The 23,362-nt window shown below is 75.1% G+C and carries 17 protein-coding genes and 2 tRNA genes; 11 read left to right on the forward strand and 8 right to left on the reverse strand.

What is annotated here, in order from left to right; all coding sequences use genetic code 11:
• Positions 1 to 70: 70 nt before the first annotated feature.
• Together SCK26_RS18645 and SCK26_RS18650 are read right to left on the reverse strand one after the other, a co-directional pair.
• On the reverse strand, positions 71 to 1,315 hold the full coding sequence (locus tag SCK26_RS18645) for an MFS transporter (RefSeq protein WP_318202438.1): 1,245 nt from the start codon (positions 1,313 to 1,315) through the stop codon (positions 71 to 73).
• A 163-nt stretch (positions 1,316 to 1,478) separates the two neighbouring features.
• Positions 1,479 to 2,021, reverse strand: a complete 543-nt coding sequence (locus SCK26_RS18650) for an SDR family NAD(P)-dependent oxidoreductase (protein WP_318202439.1) — start codon at positions 2,019 to 2,021, stop codon at positions 1,479 to 1,481.
• A gap of 229 nt (positions 2,022 to 2,250) precedes the next feature.
• Here SCK26_RS18650 and SCK26_RS18655 point away from each other — a divergent pair, with 229 nt between their 5' ends.
• On the forward strand, positions 2,251 to 5,535 hold the full coding sequence (locus tag SCK26_RS18655) for an ATP-binding protein (RefSeq protein WP_318202440.1): 3,285 nt from the start codon (positions 2,251 to 2,253) through the stop codon (positions 5,533 to 5,535).
• Positions 5,536 to 5,542: 7 nt separating this feature from the next.
• On the opposite strand, the gene SCK26_RS18660 is transcribed toward SCK26_RS18655, so the two are convergent.
• Complete coding sequence (locus tag SCK26_RS18660; protein WP_318202441.1) at positions 5,543 to 6,043, reverse strand: tetratricopeptide repeat protein; 501 nt, start codon at positions 6,041 to 6,043, stop codon at positions 5,543 to 5,545.
• A gap of 64 nt (positions 6,044 to 6,107) precedes the next feature.
• On the opposite strand from SCK26_RS18660, the gene SCK26_RS18665 reads away from it, so the two are divergent.
• The 4 genes from SCK26_RS18665 (at position 6,108) to SCK26_RS18680 (ending at position 11,745) form a co-directional block, all read left to right on the forward strand.
• Positions 6,108 to 6,929 carry a MerR family transcriptional regulator gene (locus SCK26_RS18665; protein ID WP_318202442.1) on the forward strand — a complete coding sequence of 274 codons (822 nt, stop codon included), beginning with the start codon at positions 6,108 to 6,110 and terminating at the stop codon, positions 6,927 to 6,929.
• A 144-nt stretch (positions 6,930 to 7,073) separates the two neighbouring features.
• The gene (locus SCK26_RS18670; RefSeq protein WP_318202443.1) at positions 7,074 to 10,388 is read left to right on the forward strand and encodes a CHAT domain-containing protein; all 3,315 of its coding nucleotides are present in this window, start codon (positions 7,074 to 7,076) and stop codon (positions 10,386 to 10,388) included.
• Complete coding sequence (locus SCK26_RS18675; RefSeq protein ID WP_318202444.1) at positions 10,385 to 11,077, forward strand: hypothetical protein; 693 nt, start codon at positions 10,385 to 10,387, stop codon at positions 11,075 to 11,077. Before SCK26_RS18670 ends, SCK26_RS18675 begins: the two co-directional genes overlap by 4 nt.
• Entirely contained in the window at positions 11,077 to 11,745 is a 669-nt protein-coding gene (locus tag SCK26_RS18680) for an RES family NAD+ phosphorylase (RefSeq protein WP_318202445.1), read from the forward strand. The genes SCK26_RS18675 and SCK26_RS18680 overlap by 1 nt, the downstream gene beginning before the upstream one ends.
• Positions 11,746 to 11,836: 91 nt before the next feature.
• Here SCK26_RS18680 and SCK26_RS18685 read toward each other — a convergent pair.
• A tRNA-Ala gene (locus SCK26_RS18685) sits at positions 11,837 to 11,909 on the reverse strand.
• A gap of 182 nt (positions 11,910 to 12,091) precedes the next feature.
• Here SCK26_RS18685 and SCK26_RS18690 point away from each other — a divergent pair.
• Both SCK26_RS18690 and SCK26_RS18695 read left to right on the forward strand, forming a co-directional pair.
• A complete protein-coding gene (locus tag SCK26_RS18690; RefSeq protein WP_318202446.1) occupies positions 12,092 to 12,640 on the forward strand; it encodes a helix-turn-helix domain-containing protein in 549 nt (182 codons plus the stop codon).
• Between the two features lie 98 nt (positions 12,641 to 12,738).
• Complete coding sequence (locus SCK26_RS18695) at positions 12,739 to 14,088, forward strand: serine/threonine-protein kinase (RefSeq protein WP_318202447.1); 1,350 nt, start codon at positions 12,739 to 12,741, stop codon at positions 14,086 to 14,088.
• Between the two features lie 16 nt (positions 14,089 to 14,104).
• Here the strand turns inward: SCK26_RS18695 and SCK26_RS18700 are convergent, their stop codons facing one another.
• Positions 14,105 to 15,391, reverse strand: a complete 1,287-nt coding sequence (locus SCK26_RS18700; protein WP_412080858.1) for a hypothetical protein — start codon at positions 15,389 to 15,391, stop codon at positions 14,105 to 14,107.
• Between the two features lie 283 nt (positions 15,392 to 15,674).
• Complete coding sequence (locus SCK26_RS18705) at positions 15,675 to 15,803, reverse strand: DLW-39 family protein (RefSeq protein WP_003999697.1); 129 nt, start codon at positions 15,801 to 15,803, stop codon at positions 15,675 to 15,677.
• A gap of 350 nt (positions 15,804 to 16,153) precedes the next feature.
• Here SCK26_RS18705 and SCK26_RS18710 point away from each other — a divergent pair, with 350 nt between their 5' ends.
• Both SCK26_RS18710 and SCK26_RS18715 read left to right on the forward strand, forming a co-directional pair.
• Complete coding sequence (locus SCK26_RS18710) at positions 16,154 to 16,552, forward strand: DUF6344 domain-containing protein (RefSeq protein ID WP_318202449.1); 399 nt, start codon at positions 16,154 to 16,156, stop codon at positions 16,550 to 16,552.
• Between the two features lie 186 nt (positions 16,553 to 16,738).
• Positions 16,739 to 17,530: a glycosyltransferase family 2 protein gene (locus SCK26_RS18715; protein WP_318202450.1), complete on the forward strand. Its 792-nt coding sequence runs from the start codon at positions 16,739 to 16,741 to the stop codon at positions 17,528 to 17,530.
• On the opposite strand, the gene SCK26_RS18720 is transcribed toward SCK26_RS18715, so the two are convergent.
• Positions 17,511 to 17,777, reverse strand: a complete 267-nt coding sequence (locus tag SCK26_RS18720) for a ferredoxin (RefSeq protein WP_318202451.1) — start codon at positions 17,775 to 17,777, stop codon at positions 17,511 to 17,513. The genes SCK26_RS18715 and SCK26_RS18720 overlap by 20 nt on opposite strands.
• Positions 17,778 to 18,256: 479 nt before the next feature.
• Between SCK26_RS18720 and SCK26_RS18725 the strand changes: the two genes are divergently transcribed.
• Positions 18,257 to 22,447: a hypothetical protein gene (locus SCK26_RS18725; RefSeq protein ID WP_318202452.1), complete on the forward strand. Its 4,191-nt coding sequence runs from the start codon at positions 18,257 to 18,259 to the stop codon at positions 22,445 to 22,447.
• Between the two features lie 240 nt (positions 22,448 to 22,687).
• On the forward strand, positions 22,688 to 23,119 hold the full coding sequence (locus SCK26_RS18730; protein WP_318202453.1) for a hypothetical protein: 432 nt from the start codon (positions 22,688 to 22,690) through the stop codon (positions 23,117 to 23,119).
• Between the two features lie 79 nt (positions 23,120 to 23,198).
• On the opposite strand, the gene SCK26_RS18735 is transcribed toward SCK26_RS18730, so the two are convergent.
• A tRNA-Ile gene (locus SCK26_RS18735) sits at positions 23,199 to 23,275 on the reverse strand.
• Positions 23,276 to 23,362: the final 87 nt, after the last annotated feature.

A 23,362-nucleotide genomic window follows, 5' to 3' on the forward strand; every position in this document is an offset into this window, starting at 1 on the left:
GGTGCGGACAAGGGCGGCGACACGGCGATACGGCGGGGAGGGCGATCGTCCCCGCCGCCGTACGCCGCGCCTACGCCACCGGGCGCTTGGCGGGGAAACCGTGGCCGCGGGCGAGCACGACGACGGCGATCACCGGCAGCATCAGCAGCAGTACGCTCCACGGCAGCGAGTCGCTGCCGGTCAGGTCGAGCAGCACACCGCCGATGACACCGCCGCCGGCCATGGCCACGTTCCACAGCGTCACCAGCATGGCCTGGGCCGCGTCGGCCGCCTTCTCGCCGCCCGCGTCACCGGCCGCGGTCTGCAGCAGGGTCGGCACCCCGCCCCAGCCCAGACCCCACAGCACGGCCGCGAGGTAGACGAGCGCGGTCTGGTCCGCGAACACCGCCAGCACCGCGGCGGCCACCGCGACCAGCAGCGAGCTGGCGATCGTCAGCACTCGCAGCCGGTGGTGGATCTGCGCGCCGACGATCCAGATGCTGGCCAGCGAGGCGATGCCGAACACCAGCAGCACCAGGTCGGTGTTGCCGCCCATGCCGAGGTCGTCGAGGAACGTGGCGATGTAGGCGTAGATGATGGTGTGCGCCAGGACGAAGACCAGCGTCACGAACAGCACCGGCACCACGCCGGGGACCCGCAGGGCGTGCAGCATCTTCGGCCGCTCGCCGCGCTCCTGGCCCGGGTAGTCCGGCACGGCGGCGGCGATCCACGCCAGCAGCACGACGGTGAGCGCGGTCATCGCGAGGAAGGCCACGCGCCAGTCGGTCACCTTGCCGAGGAAGGTGCCGGCGGGCACGCCGAGGGAGAGCGCGACGGGGATGCCCGCCATCGCCACCGCGATGGCCCGGCCCTGCAGCGCCACCGGGGCCAGCCGGCGCGCGTATCCGGCGAGCAGCGCCCAGGCCAGGCCCGCCGCGACACCGGCGACGAAGCGCGCCACCATCGTCAGCCCGTACACGGAGGACAGCGCGGTGACGGTGTTGGCGACGGCGAAGCCGGCCATGGAGGTCAGCAGCAGCCGCTTGCGGTGCCAGCCGGCGGTCGCCGCCGTCAGCGGGATCGCGGTCAGCGCGGTGCCGAGGGCGTAGATGGTGACCGTCTGGCCGGTCGCGGACTCGCTCACGTTCAGGTCGTCGCTCATGGACGGGAGCAGACCGGCGGGCAGGGTCTCGGTGAGGCTCGTGATGAACACGGCGGTGGCGAGGGCCAGCAGGGCGAACAGGGGCAGCTTCTGCTGCTCGCCGGCGCCCGGCCGGCCCGTCTCGGCGCCGGTCCGCACGGGCGAACCGGCCGCGGTATCGGGTGTGGTGCTCATGGGGTGTGCTCCAGGGTTTCGGGGACGGAGTGGGTGAACGCTCGGGGTGGGTCCCAGGGGCCGGGCGAACCCGGAGGGCCGGGAGGTCCGGGGCTCGTCGGCCGGGGCCGCCGTCGGGCCGGCCGCGGCTGCCGGTACGCCGGCCCGGGCCGCCGGTACGCCGTCATGACCGGCTCAGGCCGCCGTCGACCGGCAGGCGGGCCCCGGTGGTGAACGTGGCGTCGGTGGCCAGGAACAGCGCGGCCCGGGCGACCTCCTCGGCGGCGCCGAGGCGGCCCAGGGGCGGCAGCGGCACGCCGTTGCCGCCCGGCGCCTCGATACAGCCCGGCGCCACGGCGTTGACGCGGATGGCCCGGGAGACCAGTTCGCCGGCCAGCGCGTGCACGGCGGCGGGCGAGGGCGCCGGGGTCATGAGGACGACCGCGCCACCGTCCCTGAGGCGTGCCAGCAGCGGCCGCGCGGTGCCCACGACATCCGCGAACAGCCAGTCGACGACACCGCCGGGACCCAGGCAGGCGGTCACGTCGGAGGGCGCGACCACCCGGGCGGCGGAGCCCAGTTCGCCGCCCAGGCGGTCCCGCTCCTCCGTGGTGCGGGCGGTCAGCACGACCTGGGCGCCGCCCTCCACCAGACGCTTGGCCACGGCCAGCCCGATGGCGGTGGCCTCTCCGACGACTACGGCCGTCCGGCCCGCGTACTTGGTCATGCCGCTTCCTCTTCCTTCGCCGCACCTGCCACAACGGCTCGGTGGAAACGACCTTGCGCCCCGGCGCTTCGGGAAAGCTTCGGAACGGCTTACGGCCCGCTCACGGGCGCCCGGCACCGGCTGACGGACGGCTGACGCACGACCGGCAGCCGCGAGAAACCGCTGGTGGACGCCGTAGGGCCCGGGTGGATACCCGACCGGACCGGCTCCGTGACGTACAGTGACGCACATGCGGTTTGGGGTGCTCGGCCCACTGACGGTGTGGGACGACGAGGGGGTGGCCGTCAGGGTTCCCGAGGCGAAGGTCCGGGCGCTGCTCGCCGCCCTGCTCGCACACGACGGCGGACCGGTCTCCGCCGACCGGCTGATCCACGACCTCTGGGGCGACCGGCCGCCGGGCCGGCCCGCCGGCGCGCTCCAGGCGAAGGTCTCGCAACTGCGCCGGGTGCTGGGCCGGGACCGGGTGCTGCTCCAGCCGGCCGGCTACCGGCTGCGGCTGGAGGACACCGACGAGGTGGACGCCGACCGGTTCCGCGACCTGGTGGACCGGGCCCGCGCCGTCGCCGGCCCCGACGACCGGGCCGCGCTGCTCACCGAGGCCCTCGGACTGTGGCGGGGGCCCGCCTACGCCGACTTCGCCGACCACGCGTTCGTGCGCGGGGCCGCGCAGCGCCTGACCGACCAGCGGCTGTCCGTGCTGGAGGAGCAGGCCGAGGCCCGCCTCGCGGCCGGCGAACACGTGCTCCTCGCCGGGGAGCTGGCCGACCTGGTGGCCCGGCACCCGCTGCGGGAACGGTTGCGCGCGCTCCAGATACGGGCGCTGTACGCGGCGGGCCGGCAGAGCGAGGCCCTCGCGGCCTACGAGGACCTGCGCGCCCGGCTGGTGGCCGACCTCGGAGTCGAGCCGAGCCCCGAACTCGCCGCGCTGCACCAGGCGGTGCTCCGCCAGGACCCCGCGCTGACCCGCCCGCCCCGCCCCGCCGAAGCCCCGGCGCCCGCCGCACCGGCACCCGCCGCACCGGACCCGGCCCCGCCCACCGCGCCCGCCCCCTCCAACCTGCCCGCCTCCCTCACCCCTCTCATCGGCCGCCGCGACGCGCTCGACGAGGTCTCCGCACTGCTGCGCGCCACCCGGCTGGTGACCCTCACCGGCCCCGGCGGAGTGGGCAAGACCCGGCTGGCCGTGGCCGCGGCCGACGCCCTGCTCGGCGGCACGTCCGCCACCGAACTCCCCGACGGTGCCTGGTTCGTGGAGTTCTCCGGCGTCCGCGGCGGGGCCGTCGCCGACCTCGCCCAGGTCGTCGCCGCCTCCCTCGGCATCAGCGACCACGCGCCCTCCGCCGTACCCGTCTCCGGCGCCGGCACCCGCTCCCCCGCGCACCACCTCGCCGCCGTCCTGCGCGACCGCCGCACCCTGCTCGTCCTCGACAACTGCGAGCACGTCGTGGACGCCGCCGCCGAACTCACCACCCTCCTCCTGCGCACCGCGCCCGGCCTGCGCGTCCTGGCCACCAGCCAGGAACCGCTGGGCCTGCCGGGCGAGGAGGTGTTCCTGGTCGAGCCGCTGCCCACCGACGACGCGGTACGGCTGTTCACCCAGCGTGCCGCCGCCGCGGCCCCCGGCTTCTCGCTCGCGCCCGACGCCTGCGACGACTCCGACCGGGCCGCCGTCACGGAGATCTGCCGCCGCCTGGACGGCATCCCGCTCGCCCTGGAACTGGCGGCGACCCGGGTCCGCGCGCTGGGCGTGCGCGAACTGGCGGCCCGGCTCGGCGACCGGTTCCAGCTGCTGACCTCCGGACGGCGCGGCGCGCCCGAACGCCAGCAGACGCTGCGCGCGGTGATCGACTGGAGCTGGGAACTGCTCAGCGCGCCCGAGCGCATCGTGCTGCGCCGGCTGGCCGCGTTCAGCGACGGCTGCGACCTCCGGGCGGCCGAGGCGGTGTGCGCGGGCGACGGCGTGGCCTGCCCCGAGGTGCCCGACCTGGTGACCCGGCTGGTCGACCGGTCCCTGGTGGTCGTCGTGACCGGCCCGGCCGGCCCGCGCTACCGGCTGCTGGAGTCCGTCGCCGCCTACGCCACCGAGCGGCTGCACGACATGGAGGACCTCGCCGCCGTACGCGACCGGCATCTGCGCCACTACCTCGCGCTCGCCGAACGCGCCGAGCCCGAGCTGCGCGGCCCCGGGCAGCGGTCCTGGCTCGCCCGGCTCGACGCCGAGTCCGGCAATCTGCGCTCGGCCCTGGACGAGGCCGTGCGCCGGGCCGCCGCCGGGGACCCGGAGCAGGCGGTGCGGCTGGCCACCGCGCTGGCCTGGTGGTGGCTGCTGCGCGGCCGGCTCGCCCAGGCCCGTCGCAGCCTGCGCGCGGTGCTGGACACCACGACGACGGCCCCGGACCGCGACCGGTCCGAACTGACGCTGCTGTACACGGCGTTCGCCCTGCTCACCGGCGACCGCGACCCGGCCGACACCCTGCCGGACGAACCCGTCGGCGCCGACCCGGTACGGCGGGCCCGGTCGCTGTGGCTGTGCGCGTACGGCCTGTTCAGCGCGGGCGCGGTGGCCGACAGCGGGGAGCTGAACGACCGGGCGCTGTCGCTGTTCACCCGCGCCGGCGACCAGTGGGGCACCGCCGCCGCGCTCGGCCTGCGGGCCACGCTCGCGCTGATCCGCGGCGACCTCGCCGGGCTGGGCCGCGACGGCCGGCGCAGCGCAGCGCTCTTCCGCGAGCTGGGCGACCGCTGGGGCGAACTCCAGACGGTGTCACCGCTCGCGGCGCTCGCGGAGATCAAGGGCGAGTACGAGGAGGCCGTGAACCGCCAGTACGAGGGGTTGCGGATGGCCCGCGAACTGGGCCTCGCGGCCGAGGTGTCGGCCCGGCTGTCCGGCCTGGGCCGGCTCGCCCTACTCTCCCACGACTGGGACCGCGCCCGCGACCTGCACGAACAGGCGCTGCGCAGCGCCGCCGAGCAGGGCTACACGTACGGCGAGATCCACGCCGGGATGGGCCTCGCGCTCGGTGCCCGCCGCTCCGGTGACCTCGACGCCGCCGAGGCGCGGCTCCGGCATCTGCGCGAGGGGTACGCCGATGTGTCCTCGCAGGCGGGCGATCATCTGCTGCTGGCCGAGCTGGGCTTCGTCGCCGAACTGCGCGGCGACGCCGACGGGGCCGCGGCCCACCATCTGCGCGGCCTGGAGGTGGCCCGGGCGATCGGCGAGCCGCGGGCGCTCGCGCTGTCCCTGGAGGGCCTGGCCGGCGCGGCGGCCCTGCGCGGCACCGAGCCCGCCGCGACCCGCGCGGCCCTGCTGCTCGGCGCGGCCGACGCCGCCCGCCGCAGCGTGGGCGCGCCGCTGCCACCGGCCGAGCGCACCGACGTCGACCGCATCGAGCGGGCCGCCCGCGCCGTCCTGGGCGAGGCGGCCTTCACCCGGTCCTTCGGCCGCGGCGCCGGGCTGTCCCCCGAGGAGGCCCTGCGCGAGACGGCCCCGGCGGTGGACGGCGCCCGCGGGTGACCGGGCCTCAGCAGGTGGCGTCCAGGTCGCGCGCGTACTCCTCGATGGCGCGCCGGTACTGACGTATGCCGGGGTCGTCGCTGCCGGCGGCGAGCAGCGTCAGCAGGATGCGCATGGCCTCCTCGTGCCCGCCCGTGTTGTACAGGGCCATGGCGAGGAAGGTCCGCAGGGCTCCGTCGTCGGGGAACTCCGTCACGGCCCGGCGCAGCGTGGCGACCGCCTCCGGGTACCGGCCGAGGACGCGGTAGGTGCTGCCCAGGCCCAGCAGGGCGCCGCGCCGGTCCGCCGCCGGCAGCCCGGTCCCGGCGAGGGCACGCTCGTAGAAGGGCACGGCCTCGGCCTCCAGGCCGAGCACGTCGTGGGCCCAGGCGGTCTGGTAGGCCACCTCGGGGTCGTCCGGATACCGGCCGGCCAGTTCCAGCAGCCGCAGCCGGGCCTGCCCGGCCTCCCCCCGCTCGCGCAGCCGGACCGCCGTGGCCAGTTGTTCGTCCCTGCCGAGTTCGTCCATGGACCGGGGATCATAAGCCCCTCTTGACCCTCACACCGTGTCAGGCGGTCGACTCGGAGACATCATGTTCACCATCGGAGACTTCGCCCGGCACGGCCGCGTCTCGGTCCGGATGCTGCGTCACTACGACGCCACCGGCCTGCTGCGCCCGGCCCACGTCGACCCCGCCAGCGGCTACCGCCACTACACCGCCGCCCAGCTCGCCCGCCTCAACCGGATCATCGCGCTCAAGGACCTCGGATTCACGCTCCAGCAGGTCCGTGACATCGTGGACGAGAAGGTCGGCGCCGAGGAACTGCGCGGCATGCTGCGGCTCAGGCGGGCCGAACTGGAGAGCGCCATGGCCGCCACCCGGGCACGGCTGGTCCAGGTCGAGGCGCGGCTCCGAGCGATCGAGAGCGAGGGGCACATGCCCACGAACGACGTCGTCCTCAAAAGCGTCCCCGCCGTCCGCGTGGCGGAGCTGACCGCCACCGCCGAGAGCTACCAGCCCGAGGACATCGGCCCGGTCATCGGCCCGCTCTACGAAGAGCTGTTCCGCCGCCTGGACAGCGCGGGCGTCACCCCCACGGGCCCCGGCATCGCCTCCTACGAGGACGCTCCGGAGGGCGGCGGCAGGATCATCGTCCACGCCGCCGTCCAGGTCTGCGCCGAGCCGCGGGACGGCTCCTTCCGCGTCCTCGACCTGCCGCCCCTGGAGCAGGCGGCGACCATCGTGCACCGCGGCCCGATGGACACCGTCCTGCCCACGGCCCAGACCCTGGCCCACTGGATCGACACCCACGGCTACCGCTCGGCCGGCTATCCGCGGGAGATCAGCCTGGAGTGCCCGGAGAACCGCGACGACTGGGTGACGGAACTCCAGGCACCGGTCCACCGCTCCTGACCGCCCGGGCGGGTCCCGGGCGAGTTCCGGGTGCCGGGCGGGCGCCGGCCGTCAAAGCCCGGCAATCGGCCCCCGTGGTGACGGAAGTCTCGTCATCATGGGGGCCGGAAGCGGGCTTTCGTCCTCGGGACGTGAGGAGTGCCGGTGGGGGAAGAAGAGGAGAGCGGGGGCGTCCGGGCGGTACGGACCTGGGCCCGTGAGGCCATCGGCCGGGCCAGGGCGTTGCTGCCGGCGCCGGGCACCGTCGTCAGGGCCTCCCGCGCCCACGATGACGCGGTCACCGAACTGGAGGCCCTCTCCCGTCTGCTGGACCACGATCCGGAGCTGCGCGGCTCGGTCACCGTATGGCTCGGCGGCGCCCTCACCCTGCGGCACGTCGCCGGAGGCGGGACGCCCGGGGACCGGGAGCGGGCGCACGGACTGCTGCGGGACGCGCGGGAGACGCAGACCGGTTCCGCGGCCTGTGCCGAGGACCGGCGGTGGGCCGCGCTGTTCCTGCTGACCCACGCGATGCCGCTGCAGGAGATGCTGGGCGGGCTGCCGCCGGAGCCGGACGCCACCGCGATGTTCGACATGATCGCGCGGGAGGGGCCGGGCGGAATGGCCGCCTTCGCGGCCGGCCTGCGGGAGCTGGTGACCGACGCGGCCGAGCTGCCGCTGCCGGAGGAGACCCTGCGGCACCTGCGGCAGGTGCGCGACCTCTACGACCGTCCCACGGCCGACGGCCTCACCGGCCTGTTCACGAGCCTCCTGCCCGACGACGGCAATCCGTTCACCGGCCGGCTGCGGCAGATGATGACGGACCTGCTGACGACGGCCACCCGGACCCCGCCCGACCCGACGCACGCACCCACCACCCCACCCGGCCCGACCCGCACACCCACCGCCCCGCCTCCCGCCGCCGGCCCCCCGCCCCCGCTCCGCACCCCCGAAGATTTCCGTCGGCTGCTCACCGCGTTGCAGGCCGTCAACACCACCTCCGTGGACTTCGTGAACGGTGCCGGCGGCGGTGATCCCGCCGCGCTGGAGCAGCAGCTCGGGCGGTTGCGCGAGGCGCTGGAAGGGCTGCCGGACGGGGTGCCGGGCCGCGACGGGATCGAAGGGCTGATGGCCGTGCTGCTCCACGTGAGCGAGGGCGCGGGCGGCACCCTCCAGGACCTGTCGGTCGGTCTCGCGCACACCGGGACGCTCGTCGACTACCTGCGGCGCGCCTCGGAGAGCCAGGTGCCCATGGCCGACGGCTTCGCGGTCATGGCGGACGTGATGGCACTGATGACCGACGTCCGTGCCGCCGGCCAGGCCGAGGACGTGCGCGGGCTCCGCGACCTGCTGCCCGAGGCCGAGGCCCTCGCCGAGCGCGTCCCCGAGGACCACGACCTCCGTTGCATGGCCCTCATCGCCCGCGCCGCGGCCCGCCTCACGCTCGGCCGGTTCACCCTGGACAGGGAGCTGATGCTGCGCGGCTTCGCGGACCTGGACGACGGCAGAGAGGCCGCGCGCAACAGCGTCCTGCCGATCAGGGACGAGGATCTCGACGCCATGGTCCCCGACCTCGCGGCCCTGCGCGCCTACCTCACCGACACCCCCGCCGACCTCCCGGACCGCGAGGTACCGCCGCCCGACGCGCCCGCCGACCGGCTGCACTCCGCCGCGAACCGCCTCGGCATGCGCTACGACCTGACCAAGGACCCGGCGGACCTGGAGGCGGCCGTCACCACGCTGGAACGGCTCCGCGAGCACATCCGGCAGGGCCGGGCCCCGCGCGTCGCCGCCGAGTCCCTGTGGACGCTCGCCGAGTCCTACCGCGCCCGCTGGCACCGCGAGCGCGACGCGTCCGACGCGGACGCCGCCACCGACGCGGCGAACGAGGCCCTGGCCACCCTCGCCGCCGACGTCCTCCTCCAGCACGGCGCCGAACACCGCCTGACGACCGCCCGCAACGGCGCCTCCCTCGGCGTACGGGCCGCCCTGTGGGCCGCCGCGCACGGCAGGGTGGAGGACGCGGTCGCCGCGCTGGAGCTGGGCCGGGCCCTGGTGCTGCACGCGGCGGCCACCTCACGGGCCGTACCGGACCTGCTCCAGGAGCGCGGCCATGCCGAACTCGCCGCCGCCTGGCGGGAGTCCGGCGCGCCGGAGACCGGGGAGCTGCCCGCCGAGCTGCCCAGCACGCTGCGCCGCAAGGCCCTGGAGGCCCTCGGCTACCGGGAGCGGGGCGGCCTGCTCGGCACTCCCACGCTGCGCGAACTGGCGGACGGTGTCGGCGAGGCGGGCGCGGACGCGCTGATCTATCTGGTCCCCGGCGACGGCGGCGAGGCCCCGGGCATGGTGCTCGCCGTGGGCCCCGTGATCGGCATCGGCTTCGGCGCCCTGCCCCTGCTCGCCGAGGCGGAGTCCGAGCCCCTGAAGCGGTACCTGGACGCGGCCGCCGCCCGCTCCGCCGGCCCGGAGCACGGCGGCGCGGCGGCGCGACGGGCCTGGGAGGAGGCCCTGGACGACCTGTGCGACTGGGCGTACGAGGTGTTCGCCCACGTCCTCGCCGGACTGGAGGAACACCTGCCGGACGGCGGGCCCGGCCGGCCTCCGCCCCGCGTCGTCCTGGTGCCCTGCGGCCGCCTCGGCGTCGTCCCCTGGCACGCCGCCCGCTTCCCCGCCGACGCTCCCTACGACTACCTCTGCCAGGCCCTGGTGATCAGTTACGCGGCGTCCGGCAGCCAGTTCCTGCGCACGATCACCCGCGCGCCCCGCGCCCCGGTCTCCGCGCCGGCCCTGGTGGCCGACCCGAGCCTGTCCCTGACGTTCGCCGAGCCGGAGGTCCTCCAGCTGCGCGAGGCCTTCTACCCGGGCGCGCGGCTGTACGGCGACTTCGCCACCCTGCCGCCCGACTCGGTGCCGGCCGGGACACCGGAGCAGCTGCTGGCCCTGCTCGCCCAGGACCACTCGATGGTCCATCTGGCCACCCACGGGGTGGCGGGCGTACGGCCGACGGAGTCGGCCCTGCACCTCGCTCCCGCCGACGGCGAGGAGAGCGGCCGGCTCACCGTGACCCGGCTCCTGGACCGGCCGCGGCCGGCCGGGCCCGCGGCGCCGGACGGGCCGCTGATCGTCCTCAGCGCCTGCGAGACCGACCTGAGCACCCGGGACCACGACGAGGCCCTGACCCTCACCACCGCGTTCGTCTCCGGCGGGGCACGCGATGTCGTGGGCTCGCGGTGGATCGCCCAGGACAGCGCGTCGGCCCTGCTGATGGCGGTCTTCCACCACCGTCTGCGGGCGGGCCTCAGCCCCGTGGACGCCCTGCGCGCCGCACAGCTGTGGATGCTCGACCCGGACCGCGAGGACCCGGGCTGCCTGACCGACGACCTGCGGCCGGACATCCGCCGGCCCGATCTGCGCCGGCCCCTGCTGTGGGCCGCGTTCATCCACCAGGGACATCCCGGCCCGGGGAAGGAGACCGCATGAGCACGGGTGAGGACGACGGGACGAGGGTGCTCGGCCTCGTCGAGGAGCACCTCGACGGCATCCGCGCCCGGCTCACCGGCGAGCAGTACCAGCTGCTGCTGACCCGCCTGCGGGCCCTCGCCGCCACCCCGCCGGACGACCCGCGGGCGGTACGCCGGGCCTTCCAGGCCGTACGGCTGTGCCTGGTGCCGCTGCCGTACGACCATCCGGTCCGCGAAGCCCTGGACTCCGCCCGGCTCGCCGGTGCGGCGACGGCCGGCCGGCCCGTCGTGCTGCGCACCCGGGACCTGCTGACCCGGCTCGCGGACGGTCCGCCGCCGTCCTCCGGCACCGCGGCCGTCATCGCCGCCGCCGAACGCAGGCTGCTGCACGCGCCCGCTCTCTCGGCCGCCGAGGCCCGCGTCCGCTGCCACGGCTCGGCGCCGCCGCCCGAGCTGATCCGGCTCGCCGACCCCGGCCGCGGCGACCGGTATCCGGAGTTCCAGTTCGAGCCCGGCGGCGGAGCACCGTACGAGATCGTGCTGCGGATCAACCGGGTGCTGCTCGCCGACGTGGACCCGTGGGGCGCCGCCGACTGGTGGCTGAGCCGCAATCTGTGGCTCGGCGGAGGGCCGCCCGCCGCCCTCCTGGGCGTCCGGCCGGACCGCGACCTGGTGGGCGCGGCCGTCGCGCTGGTGGAGGGGGACTGATGCACGAGGCAACCGTGTCGCCCTCCGGTTACCGCTTCCGGCCGCACTGGGAGCTGCTGCCCGCCGGCACCCGCCTCTGGCGGATGCACCGGTCCGGGTTCGCGCCCGTGGAGTTCAAGCCGTTCGACCCGGACGATCCCGCGCCCGGCCGCTTCCACGGCACACCGGAGGACCCGTACTCCTGCCTGTACGCGGCGACGGACCCCGAGACGGCGCTCGCCGAGACCCTGCTGCGCTCGGTCCCCTACGACGCGGAGACCGGCATGCGCCTGGTCCTGTGGCGCCAGGTGCAAGGCAGGGCGCTGAACGCGGTGCGCACACGGTGCGAACTGAAACTGGTCTCGCTGCTGTCCGGGGCGGCCCTCGCCGCCGTCTGCCAGGACAACCGCCTGCTGGAGAACGAGGGCGCGGAGCACTACGCGCACACGCGCCGGTGGGCCCGGGAGATCAGGGCCCAGGCACCCGACGCCATGGGGATGATCTGGGATTCCCGGCGCAACCCGTCACAGCGGTGCGTCGTGCTGTTCGGAGACCGCCTCGGGGACGGCCCGCTCGACGCCCTGCCGTACCGCAGCATCCCGGACCTCGGCTCCCCGGCCGGCATCGAGGAGACCAACCAACTCCTGGAACCCCTCCGCGCGGCCGTCAGACACCCTCTGCACCGCTGACGCGGCGGCATCGTCGGCCACGGCGTGTCCGCCCACACCGGCAAAAACCCCTCTGACCGGCGTTTCCGCAGGTCAGAGGGGTTTCATGAAGTGGAGCCTAGGGGAGTCGAACCCCTGACATCCGCCATGCAAAGACGGCGCTCTACCAACTGAGCTAAGGCCCCGGGAGGCAGCGACCGGCCGGATGGAACGGGTTCCGGCGGGTGCCGCAGACCAGAGTACCGGGTCACCCCCCGTATCCCGCAAAAAGATTGGGGGTCCCCGTGGATGACCACCCTCCGTAGGATGCTCGACGTGGTTCGCTACAGCGAACCGCGGTTTTCAGGGGAAGCGATGGGGAGACGCAATGGACGCCGCACAGCAGGAAGCCACCGCGAGAGCGCGGGAGCTGCAGCGGAACTGGTACGGGGAGCCGTTGGGGGCGCTCTTCCGTAAGCTCATCGACGATCTCGGGCTGAACCAGGCGCGGCTCGCGGCGGTCCTCGGCCTGTCCGCCCCGATGCTCTCCCAGCTGATGAGCGGCCAGCGCGCGAAGATCGGCAACCCCGCCGTCGTCCAGCGGGTGCAGCTGTTGCAGGAGTTGGCGTCCCAGGTCGCGGACGGCAGCGTCAGCGCGGCCGAGGCGACCGGGCGCATGGAGGAGATCAAGAAGTCGCAAGGGGGATCCGTGCTCAGCAACACCACCCAGACCACCGGAAGCTCGGGCGCGCCCACGGTCAAGCGCGTGGTCCGGGAGATCCAGTCGCTGCTGCGCTCGGTGGCCGCCGCGGGCGACATCATCGACGCCGCCGACGCGCTCGCGCCGAGCCACCCCGAACTCGCCGAGTTCCTCCGGGTCTACGGCGCCGGCCGCACCGCCGACGCCGTCGCGCACTACCAGTCCCACCAGAACTGAGCCACGGGCCGGCGCGCCGCGAGGACTGATCCGGCCGGCGCACGGGCACGGGGCACAGCGGGGGGCGCACAGGGCCAGGAGGAGGAGCGGCGGCTGCCATGGGTGAGGTCTTCGCCGGCCGGTACGAGCTGGCCGACCCGGTCGGACGCGGTGGCGTGGGCGCCGTATGGCGGGCCTGGGACCACCGCCGGCGGCGTTACGTGGCCGCCAAGGTCCTCCAGCAGAGCGACGCCCATTCCCTGCTCCGCTTCGTCCGGGAGCAGGGCCTGCGCATCGACCACCCGCACGTCCTCGCCCCGCACAGCTGGGCCGCCGACGACGACAAGGTGCTGTTCACCATGGACCTGGTCACCGGCGGCTCCCTGGTCCACCTGGTCGGCGACTACGGCCCGCTGCCGCCCGTCTTCGTGTGCACGCTGCTCGACCAGTTGCTGTCCGGGCTCGCCGCCGTCCACGCCGAGGGCGTCGTCCACCGGGACGTCAAGCCCGCCAACCTCCTCCTCGAAGCCACCGGCACCGGCCGTCCCCGGCTCCGGCTGTCCGACTTCGGCATCGCCATGCGGCTCGGCGAACCCCGGCTGACGGAGACCAACCTCGTGGTGGGCACGCCCGGTTACCTCGCTCCGGAGCAGATGCTCGGCGCCGAACCCGACTTCCCGGCCGACCTGTTCGCCGTGGGCCTGGTCGCCCTCTATCTCCTCGAAGGCGCCAAGCCGGACACCAAGGAACTCGTGCGGTACTTCCTGGAGCACGGCACGCCCGGCCCGCCCAAGGGCATCCCGGAACCGCTCTGGGGGGTCGTCTCCTCGCTGCTCCAGCCCGATCCGGCACGCCGTTTCCGGACGGCCACGGGGGCGCGCAAGGCGCTCGCCGCCGCGGCGGAACTCCTGCCGGAGCCGGGTCCGGACGACGAAATCATCGAGATATTCGACCAACTCGGGCCCCTCCCGCCCGGCTTCGGCCCCGACGGCCCGCTCCGGCGGGCGTCCGGCGTGGCCTTGGAACCGATCCCGGGCCTTCCTCCGGCAACCGCCTTTGCGAACACCCCGGAAGAGGCCCGGCACACCGGTACGGGCCCAGGCCCGGGCCCGCGTACCGGCACGAGCCCCAGCGCGTCCACGCCTCCCACCGGGACCCTGTCGGACACCGGAAGCTTCCGCCTGCCCCCGCCCCGGCAGACCCCCGTCCCGCCCGCACCCCCGGCACCGCCCCCCTTCCCGCCGCCAGGACCGCTGCCGGACTCCCCGCCGGCCCCGCCCGCCGGCCCCGCCACCGCCGCCTACACCGCCCGCGACCCCCGCCCGGCGCCCTCGCCTCCGTCCGGCCGGCGCCGCCGGGCGCGGCGCGCGCTGCGCCGTCCCGGGCCGCCGGCGAAGGCCGTGATCCCGATCCTGCTGCTGGCGCTCGTCTGCTACGCGGTGGGTTTCTGGGCGCTGACCCGCCGCTGAGCGGTCCGCCCGGCCGTCACCGGGCCCGCGCGTGCGCCCGCCGGGCCGCCACCGTCCAGCCGCCGAGGACCAGCAGCAGCGCGGTCCCGGTGCCGATCCCGCCGACGGCGACCAGCCGCATCGTCCCGCCGCCGCCTCGCCCGCCGTCTCCCGGACCCGGGTCCGCGCCCGTGGCCCCGTGCGCGAAACCTCCGGCCAGTGCGGCGGCACGGTCCTGGTCGGTGACCGTGAAGACGTCCTGCGGCACGGGACCGCCGTCGTATCCGGGAGCCGCGTGGGCCCGGCCGTCCACCCGCACCCGCAGGGTCACCTCGTACGGCCCCGGCCCGAACGGCTCGGCCAGCCGGGTGCTGAGGTGCACGACGAGGTAGTAGTCACCGGCGAACCGTACGGAGGTCACGCCGGCCGGGACGGCGTACCGGTTGGCGTACTCCACCGGCGGCAGCGGCCGCAGGGCGGTGGTCCTGGCGGTGCCGGTGTAGCCGGTGGAGGCGTCGTCGACCAGGGCGCGGACGGGGTTGTGGAGGGAGAGGGTCAGGGCGCCGCCGACATAGCCGTGGCCCCGGGCGCCGCCCAGCTCGGCGGAGGCGTGCAGCCGCCGTCCCCAGTCCATCGGGACCTTGTAGAACCGGGTCTCGCCCGGTGCGAGGGCCGTGCGCCAGACGCCTTGGCCCGTGGGGCGGGCGGTCGCGAACCCGGTGCCGCCGGAGCGCTCCAGCGGCCGGCCGGAGGGGGGTTCGGGGGTGGCGGAGTCCCAGGTGCGCGGCGGGGCCGTGGCACCGGAGCGGACCAGGCCCGGTTCCGTGACGGGCGCGATCTCCAGGTCCCAGCGCCCGTCCCGGTCCGCCGCGCCCGGGGCGCCGGCGTCGAGCCGTTCGACGAGCAGGTAGTACGTGCCCCCGCCCCGGCACAGCGCCTTGCCGGTCTCGCGCTGGCCCACGGCCGTGACCGGGCGCGGGCTGATCCCGGCGCCGAAGCGGGCGGAGGAGTAGGAGCAGGAGGTGCCGTCGGCGTCCCGCAGCGAGACCCGGATGCCGTCGGTGGCGGAGACGGCGGCGTCCGGCGGCGGTACGGCGGTGACGGGGACGTAGGCCGTGTCCGCGGCGGTGAGCCGGAGCCGGTAGTAGAGCCCGGCGTTGCGGGGCAGGGAGCTGCGGTAGGTGTGGCGGGCGTCCAGCAGGGCCGCGCCCGCGGTGCCGGGCGCGCCCGCGACGCCACGGGCGCCGGGCGTGAAGGCGTACCCGTCACCGGCCCGCGCGGCGGCCGGCCGGGCGGCCACGGTCCAGAGAACGAGCAGCGCGATCACCACGCACCGGACCGCTCCGGTCCGCCCCCAGCCCCGCACGCGCCGCACCCCCAGTCGTCCGACAACCGCACCGCGGGCTCATCCTGCCCCGGCCGGCCCCGCGCCATCCGGGCAACGCGTACACCCGTCCGGAACGCCCGGCCCGTCCGCCGCCGTCCCGGCCCGGCCTACCCCGGCCCGCGGGTCCCCGCAACACGGGACGGCCGCCGGAAACGCAGAACCCCGGCCGCTCGGGCGACCGGGGTCTGTACAGATTCGGTATCGGCTTCGGTACCGGGACTCACGAACCCGTGGGCACGGAGTCAGTCGCCTCCGTCCACAGGTCCTGTTCGGCGCGATCCGCCTGGATCTGGCGGTACACGAGGAGCCCGCCGATGGCGGCCAGTGCGACCAGGAGCAGCTTCTTCACCGCGCGACCTCGTCTTTCCTTGACGTGAGGGACCTCTGGCGCCCGACTATACACACCGACCGATATCGGTCGGTGACCTGCGTCGGCGCCCAACTCCCGCCCCCGGCGGCCCACTAGACGGGGCCGGACGCCGTCCCGGCCGGAGCGTGACCGCACCTCCACGGACGGTTACCTTTGCTCCCGCTTCGCTCGCACTCATCGGCTTTTGGGGTTTTTCTTCCCTCTTGCGTCCATACGAGTGGTGTTCATCGGAACATCGACGCGCCACGGGCGTCGGTCCACCACATCGCGACCCTCATACACATCATGAACAAAGTACGCAAATCGCCCGACCCGAAAGTGAGGGGACCATGACCCGGACCAAGGTCATGAAGCTGTGGACCGCCATCGTCACCGCCTTCCTCGCGCTGTGCACGGCGCTCGGACTCGTCTCCGCCGGCACCGCCGCCGCCGCCCCGGCCGGACCCCGGACCGAGACCACCGGAACCGGCACCGGCACCGCGCACCGCACGCCCGTGACGATCCCGGCACCGCACCACTGGGCCTGGTCCCATGCCAGGGCCCTGCCCCCCACGATGAAGCAGCGGATCCGGGCCGAGGCCCACGGAAAGTCCCCGAGCTGCCGGCACCGGCCGCTGGACGAGACCGAACAGACCGATCCGGAACTCCAGAAGCAGCCCCGGGCCCGGGCCCGCAACCAGAACGAGACACCGGCCCCCGACCACGCCCCGGCGGCGCTCGACTGCTGAGCCCCCGCCCCTCACGCAGTACCGCAACGTCTCGACAACAAGGCGACTTGCGTACGCACCAGTCGACACGGAGGACCCCCGGCCGATCCGGCCGGGGGTCTCGCGCTGTTTTCGGGGCCCTGGCGTTCCCGGACCCGGCGTAGGCCATGCTGGCAGCGACGACACGCCCCTACCCACGGAAAGGTGGTGAGCGCTGCCGTGAGCCGGCGCGTCACCGTAGTCACCGCTGTCCACGGCCCGTCCGCCCGGTTCCTGCCGGACGCGTACGCCTCCCTGTGCGCGCAGCGGCTGCCCGCGGGCTGGGAGTGGGAGTGGGCCGTGCAGGAGGACGGTACGACGGACGAGGTCCGCCCGTACGTCCCGGACGACGCGCGGGTGACGTTCCGCCAGGGCCGGCCGGGCGGTCCCGGCGTGGCCCGGACGATCGCGCTGGCCCGCGCCGAGGGCGCCTACGTCAAGGTGCTGGACGCCGACGACCGGCTGACCCCGGGCGCGCTCGCCCGCGACCTTGCCGTGCTGGAGGCGCACCCGGCCGTCGGCTGGGCCACATCCCGCGTGCTGGACCTGCTGCCCGACGGTTCCACGGCCGGCTTTCCCGGCGACCCCGACGACGGCCCGCTCGAACCCGGTACGGTCCTCGACCGCTGGGAGCGCGACGGCTTCCGCCTGCCGGTCCATCCGGCGACCCTGTGCGTCCGGCGCGAACTGCTGCTGGCGCTGGGCGGCTGGATGGCGCTGCCGGCCTCGGAGGACACCGGGCTGCTGCTGGCGCTGGACGCGGTGAGCCGCGGCTGGTTCTCGGCGCAGGCCGGGCTGCTGTACCGCAAGTGGGACGGGCAGGCCACGGGTCAGGCGGCCCATGTCGACCCCGCCGAGCGGACGGCCCGCACGGCGGTCGCGGCGGCCCGGGCCCGCGCGCTCGCCGGCCTCGGCTGGACCTGGCCGCCGGCGCCGCCCGCTACTCCCGCACCCGCGTAGCGTCCCGCTCCCCGGACACCTCGGCCCGCTCCACGGACACCTCGGCCCGCTCCACGGGCGCGATGGCCTGCGAGGGGCACGCCTCGGCCGCCGCCCGGACCGCCTCGCGTATCCGCGGATCACCGAGGGCGCCGGCGGCTGCGGGACGGACGACGCCGTAGCCGTCCTCGAACGCGAACACGGCCGGCGCCCGGTGCGCGCACTCGGCCGAGCCGTAGCACAGGGAGCGGTCGACGGAGACCTCCATGCGTCCTCCAGCCCTCGGCGGTGGCCTTCAGGACGTCACTGCCCACCGGGCGGCCCGCGCAACCCGCCCGCGGACCGAACGCCCCCGTCCGCTTCCCGCCCGCCCGGCACCGGTCCCTCCCCTCGCGGGGACCGGTGCCGAACGGTGCGGGAACGTCGACCCGCGCCATGTCGGCGCGGCGCGGATCGAAGTACGGGGACGGTTTCCGGGGCGCCCGCGGGCTCATCCGCCGGGCGCGGCTCAGGTTGGCCGAATATGACCGAGAACGTACGGCGCCATGGGCTGTCTCTCCGAGCACTGAGCCGGTGGCCTGTCCGGACGGTGTGTGACGGGTCAGCTACCGGGTTCGGATCCTGCCATTTGTCACCGCCGACGGGGAGGTTCCGGACCCTGTTCCACCCCTTAACCGCAGGTCAGACGTATAGGGTGAGTTTTCCGGTCCGGACGTCCAGCACGCGGGGGAAGTAAGGGGTGGAACCTTGAGTTCCGACTCAGGGGCACGCACAGCCTTCGCCGAGCGGCTCGCGCTGCTCTACAAGGAGGCCGGAAACCCTCCCCTCAAGAGCGTCGCCCAGGCCGTCGTACGGCTCCAGCGGATCGACGAGCGCGGGCGGCCCGTGCGGGTGTCCGCGCAGCGGATCAGCGACTGGCGGCGGGCCCGGAACGTACCGGCCCAGTTCACCGCCCTGGCGGCGGTCCTGCACATCCTGATCCCGGAGGCCCGGCGGCTGCGTCCGACGCCGGTCTCCGCCGGCCTGTACGACCTCGCCCACTGGCAGCGGCTGTGGGAGCTGGCCGTGGCCGGCCCGGCCGGCGACCGCGTCGCGCCGCCCGCGGAGGAGAACCGGCGGCCGCCCGCCCAGGCACCGCCGGTCGCCGGAGGCGTGTGCCCGTACCGGGGCCTGGCGCCGTACCGGCGCGAGGACGCCCGGTGGTTCTTCGGCCGGGAGCGCAGTACCAAGGCCCTCGTCGCCCAGCTCCGCGCGGCCGAGCGGTCCGGCGGACTGATCATGCTGGTCGGCGCCTCCGGGGCGGGAAAGTCGTCCCTGCTCAACGCCGGCCTCGTCCCGGCGCTCCGGGGCGGCGCCCTGAACGGCACCGGCACCGGCACCGGCACCGGCCCGACGACCGACGCCGGTCCCGGCCCGGCCGTCGCGTCGGCCGACGGCACGGACCCCGCCCGGCAGACCACGTCCACGCCCCTCACCGCCGTCGCCCGCACCGACGGGCCCGAAGACCCCTGCGAGTCCCCCGGCTTCCCCCGCGTCCCCCACCCAGTCCTCCCGCTCGTCCCCGGCGCCGACCCGCTGGGCGAACTGGTCCGCCGGATCCCCGAACTGGCCGCCGTCGCCACCGAGGCGCGCCGGGCCGAACGGGAGGCGGCACAAAACCCGGCGCTGCCGGGCAGCGACGCCCCGCACATCACCCGGGCCGTGCGCGCGGCCGTCACGGCCTGGGCGCGCCGCGCCTGCGCCCCGGACACCCGGCCGGTCCTCATCGTGGACCAGTTCGAGGAGGCGTTCACCCTCTGCGCCGACGAGGCGGACCGGCGCACCTTCATCCAGTTCCTGCACGCGGCCTGCACGCCGCCCGCCGGCTCCGCCGGGCCCGCGCCCGTCCGGGTCGTCCTCGGCATACGGGCCGACTTCTACGAGCAGTGCCTCGGCTATCCGGAACTGGCCGACGCGCTCCAGCACCGGCACATGGTGCTCGGCCCGCTGACCGGCACCGAGCTGCGCGAGGCGGTGACCGGCCCGGCCAAGGCGGTGGGCCTGGAGCTGGAGCCGGGGCTCGCGGAGCTGATCGTGCGCGAGGTGAGCGCCGACGGGCCGCGCGGGGCGCACGACGCGGGCGTGCTGCCACTGCTGTCGCACGCCCTGCTGGCCACCTGGCAGCGCCGCAAGGGCGGGAAGCTGACGCTGGCCGGCTACCGCGCGGCCGGCGGCATCCAGGGCGCGGTGGCGGCGACCGCCGAGCGGGCCTGGTCCGGCCTGGACCCGGCGGCCCGGGCCGCCGCCCGGCTGCTGCTGCTGCGGCTGGTCCGGCTGGGCGAGGACACCCAGGCCACCCGCAGGCGCGGCACCCGGCGCCAGCTCGCCGAGGAGTCCGCGGACCCCGGCAAGACGGAGGAGTCGCTGGAGGCGCTGGTGCGGGCCCGGCTGGTGACGCTGGACGCGGACACCGTGGAGATCACGCACGAGGCGCTGCTGCACGCCTGGCCCCGGCTGCGGCACTGGATCGACGAGGGCCGCGGCGACCACCTGCTGCGCCAGCGGCTGGAGGAGGACGGCCGGGCCTGGGAGGACTCGGGCCGGGACAGCTCGCTGCTGTACCGGGGCTCGCGGCTGGAGCAGGCCCGAAGCTGGGCCCGGTCGGCCGGGGACACGTACCTGACGCGCAGCGCGATGGAGTTCCTGGCCGCCTCGGTACGGCTGCGCAAGCGGACGGTGTTGCTGAGCCGGGCCGCGGTGGCGGCGCTGGTGGTGCTGGCCCTGCTGGCCGCCGGGTCCGCCGTGATCGCCTGGAAGCAGCGCGACGACGCCGTGTTCGCGCAGGTGCTCGCCGAGGCCGACCGGGTCCAGCACAGCGATCCGTCGCTGGCCGCCCAGCTCGACCTGGTCGCGCACCAGCTGCGCCCGGGTGACGAGGGCACCTACAGCCGGCTGCTGTCGATCGTGAACGCGCCGCTGGCCACCCCGCTGTCCGGCCACACCGGTGCCGTCTACCTCACCTCCTTCAGCCCGGACGGCCGCACCCTGGCCACGGCCGGCTACGACCGCACGGTCCGGCTGTGGAACGTGTCCGACCCGCACCGACCGGCCCCGCTCGGAAAGCCGCTGACCGGTCACTCCAGCTGGGTCAGCAGCGCCGTGTTCAGCCCGGACGGCCACACCCTGGCCTCGGCCGGCGACGACGGCACGGTCCGGCTGTGGGACGTGACCGACCCGCGCCGGCCGCGACCGCTCGGCAAGCCACTCGCCGGCCACCAGGGCACGATCTACCTGGTGGCGTTCAGCCCGGACGGCCGCACGCTGGCCACGGCCGGCGAGGACAGCACGGTCCGGCTGTGGGACCTGGCCGACCCGGGCCGGCCGCGGCCGCTCGGGACGCTGCGCGGGCACACGGCCGCGGTGCGCTGCGTCTCCTTCAGCCCGGACGGACGCACGCTCGCCACCGGCGGCGACGACAACACGATCCTGCTGTGGGACGTCGCCGACCGGCACCGGCCGCGACCGCTCACGACGCTGCGCGGACACACGGGCCTGGTGCACTCGGTGGCCTTCGGTCCCGACGGACGCACCCTGGCCAGCGGCAGCGCGGACGACACCATCCGGCTGTGGGACGTGCGCCGCCCCGGCCGCGCGGCGGCGCTCGGCTCCCCGCTGACCGGTCACACCGGGCCGATCTGGTCCGTGGCGTTCAGCCCCGACGGCGGCCGGCTGGCCGCCGCGAGCGCGGACAGCACGGCGAGCCTGTGGAACGTCGCCGACCCGGCGGCCCCGTCCCAGGTCGGCGAGCCGCTCGCGGGCAGCAGCGGGGAGATGTACGCCCTGGGGTTCCGCCCGGACGGCCGTACCCTCGCCACCGGCAGCGGGGACGGCAAGGTACGGCTGTGGTCGGTGCCGACCTCGGACATGGTCGGCCGGAGCGGGGCGTTCCGGCCGGACGGCCGGGTGCTGGCCACGGCCGCCCGGGACGGCAGGCTGCGGCTGTGGAACGTGACGCGGCCCGGCCGGCCGGTGCCGCTGGGCAAGCCGTTCATGCGGTCCGACGGCGACCAGCGCTCGCTCGTGTTCTCGCCCGACGGCCGCGTCCTGGCCGTCCTCACCGGTGCCCGCACGGTGTACCTGTGGGACGTCTCCGACCCCGCCCACCCGGTCGCCGCGGGCCCGCCGCTGACCCTGCGGACCCGCTTCATGGGCCCCGACGCGCTGGCCTACAGCCCGGACGGGCACACCCTGGCCACCGCCTACGACGACCGCACCATCCAGCTGTGGGACGTCTCCGACCCGGCCCGCGCCGTACGGCTCGGCAGGCCGCTCACCGGCCACCGGGGCTATGTCAACGCGCTGGCCTTCAGCCCGGACGGCCACACCCTGGCCGGCGGCAGCGCGGACAGCGCGATCCGCCTGTGGAACGTCACCGACCCCGCGCACGCCGCTCCGCTGGGCAAGCCGCTGACCGAGCACACGGGACCCGTGAACGCGCTGGCCTTCAGCCCGGACGGCCACACCCTGGCCAGCGGCAGCGACGACGACACGGTCCGCCTGTGGAACGTCACGGAGCCCCGGCGCGCGGAGCCGCTCGGCAGGCCGCTCACCGGCCACACCGAGGCGGTCACGTCCCTGACGTTCAGCACCGTCGGCGACACCCTGGCCAGCGGCGGCAACGACAACACGGTCCGCCTGTGGAACATCGCCGACCCGGCCAGGGCGACCCCGATCGGCCAGTCGATGAGCCCCAACGCCAAGACGGGCAACTTTCTCTCCTTCAGCCCCAACAGTCACGCCCTCGGCGTCTCCAGCGGCACCGACACGGTCCGCCTGTGGGACCTGGACGCGGATACGGCGATCCGCCACATCTGCGCGATCACCCGGGGCGTCCTGACGAAGGAGCGCTGGCACGAATACCTGTCGCGCCTCTCCTACGACCCTCCGTGCGGTCGATGATCGGCCAACCTGCCTGATTCATCCTGGACTTGGCCCCACGCAACCGACAACCTTGTTACCCTTGGCCATAGCCCGATCGCTGGTGCATCCCCCGTCGCCAGCGGTCGGGCATTCCCATGCCCCACCGCACTCGGCTGGAGTCGCGGTGCCGAAGGATCGCGGTGATCCTGTCAGTGGAGCGTTGCCGGCGTCGCACGGACCGTGTGCGTCGGTGACCGTGCTGTACAGGAGGTGGCGGCCATGGCAACGATGCCGAGCGAGACGCGGCGAGGGCACGGAGGGCCAGGCGGCAGCGAAGGGCTCGGCGGCGCGTCCCTGTTCGCCGGCGCCGTGATGCTGCTCAGCGGGCCGCTCAGCATTCTCATGGGGGCATCCGGCATCGCACGGGACAACTTGTTCGCCGCGTCCCGGTACGCCTATCGGTTCGACCTGACAGCTTGGGGCTGGCTTCACCTTGTGGTCGGACTGGCACTCGTCATCGCCGGCATAGGCGTCGTGACAAACCGCAGCTGGGGGCGTGGGGCCGGTGCAGTGGCGGCAGGCATCAGCCTGATCACCCAATTCATGTTCGTTCCGTACTACCCGCTGTGGGCCATCCCCGTGATGACACTCGACCTCTTGATCATCTTTGCCCTGACGAGGTTCCCTATCGGAACCAACGGTGGTCGGTGAATACCCGCGCGCCCGGCGGAGCGGAGCGCAGGATGGGTGGCAAAAGACCCCCGGCCCAATGGACCGGGGGTCTTCTCGCTGGTGGGGCTAACAGGATTTGAACCTGTGGCCTCATCCTTATCAGGGATGCGCTCTAACCAACTGAGCTATAGCCCCGCCGCGCTGTGCGGTGTATGTCCCGCGCGCTGACTCCTGAAGATTAGCGCACGAGACCGCCAGTCCCAAAATCGGTTGCCGGGGGAC

It is taken from the genome of Streptomyces sp. SCL15-4 (assembly GCF_033366695.1).
Lineage (GTDB): Bacteria > Actinomycetota > Actinomycetes > Streptomycetales > Streptomycetaceae > Streptomyces.

Excerpts from the sequence above, each read along its gene's own strand:
- SCK26_RS18645 (WP_318202438.1), bottom strand. The coding sequence starts at position 1,315 with ATGAGCACCACACCCGATACCGCGGCCGGTTCGCCCGTGCGGACCGGC.
- SCK26_RS18650 (WP_318202439.1), bottom strand. The coding sequence starts at position 2,021 with ATGACCAAGTACGCGGGCCGGACGGCCGTAGTCGTCGGAGAGGCCACC.
- SCK26_RS18655 (WP_318202440.1), top strand. The coding sequence starts at position 2,251 with ATGCGGTTTGGGGTGCTCGGCCCACTGACGGTGTGGGACGACGAGGGG.
- SCK26_RS18660 (WP_318202441.1), bottom strand. The coding sequence starts at position 6,043 with ATGGACGAACTCGGCAGGGACGAACAACTGGCCACGGCGGTCCGGCTG.
- SCK26_RS18665 (WP_318202442.1), top strand. The coding sequence starts at position 6,108 with ATGTTCACCATCGGAGACTTCGCCCGGCACGGCCGCGTCTCGGTCCGG.
- SCK26_RS18675 (WP_318202444.1), top strand. The coding sequence starts at position 10,385 with ATGAGCACGGGTGAGGACGACGGGACGAGGGTGCTCGGCCTCGTCGAG.
- SCK26_RS18680 (WP_318202445.1), top strand. The coding sequence starts at position 11,077 with ATGCACGAGGCAACCGTGTCGCCCTCCGGTTACCGCTTCCGGCCGCAC.
- SCK26_RS18690 (WP_318202446.1), top strand. The coding sequence starts at position 12,092 with ATGGACGCCGCACAGCAGGAAGCCACCGCGAGAGCGCGGGAGCTGCAG.
- SCK26_RS18695 (WP_318202447.1), top strand. The coding sequence starts at position 12,739 with ATGGGTGAGGTCTTCGCCGGCCGGTACGAGCTGGCCGACCCGGTCGGA.
- SCK26_RS18710 (WP_318202449.1), top strand. The coding sequence starts at position 16,154 with ATGACCCGGACCAAGGTCATGAAGCTGTGGACCGCCATCGTCACCGCC.
- SCK26_RS18720 (WP_318202451.1), bottom strand. The coding sequence starts at position 17,777 with ATGGAGGTCTCCGTCGACCGCTCCCTGTGCTACGGCTCGGCCGAGTGC.
- SCK26_RS18730 (WP_318202453.1), top strand. The coding sequence starts at position 22,688 with ATGGCAACGATGCCGAGCGAGACGCGGCGAGGGCACGGAGGGCCAGGC.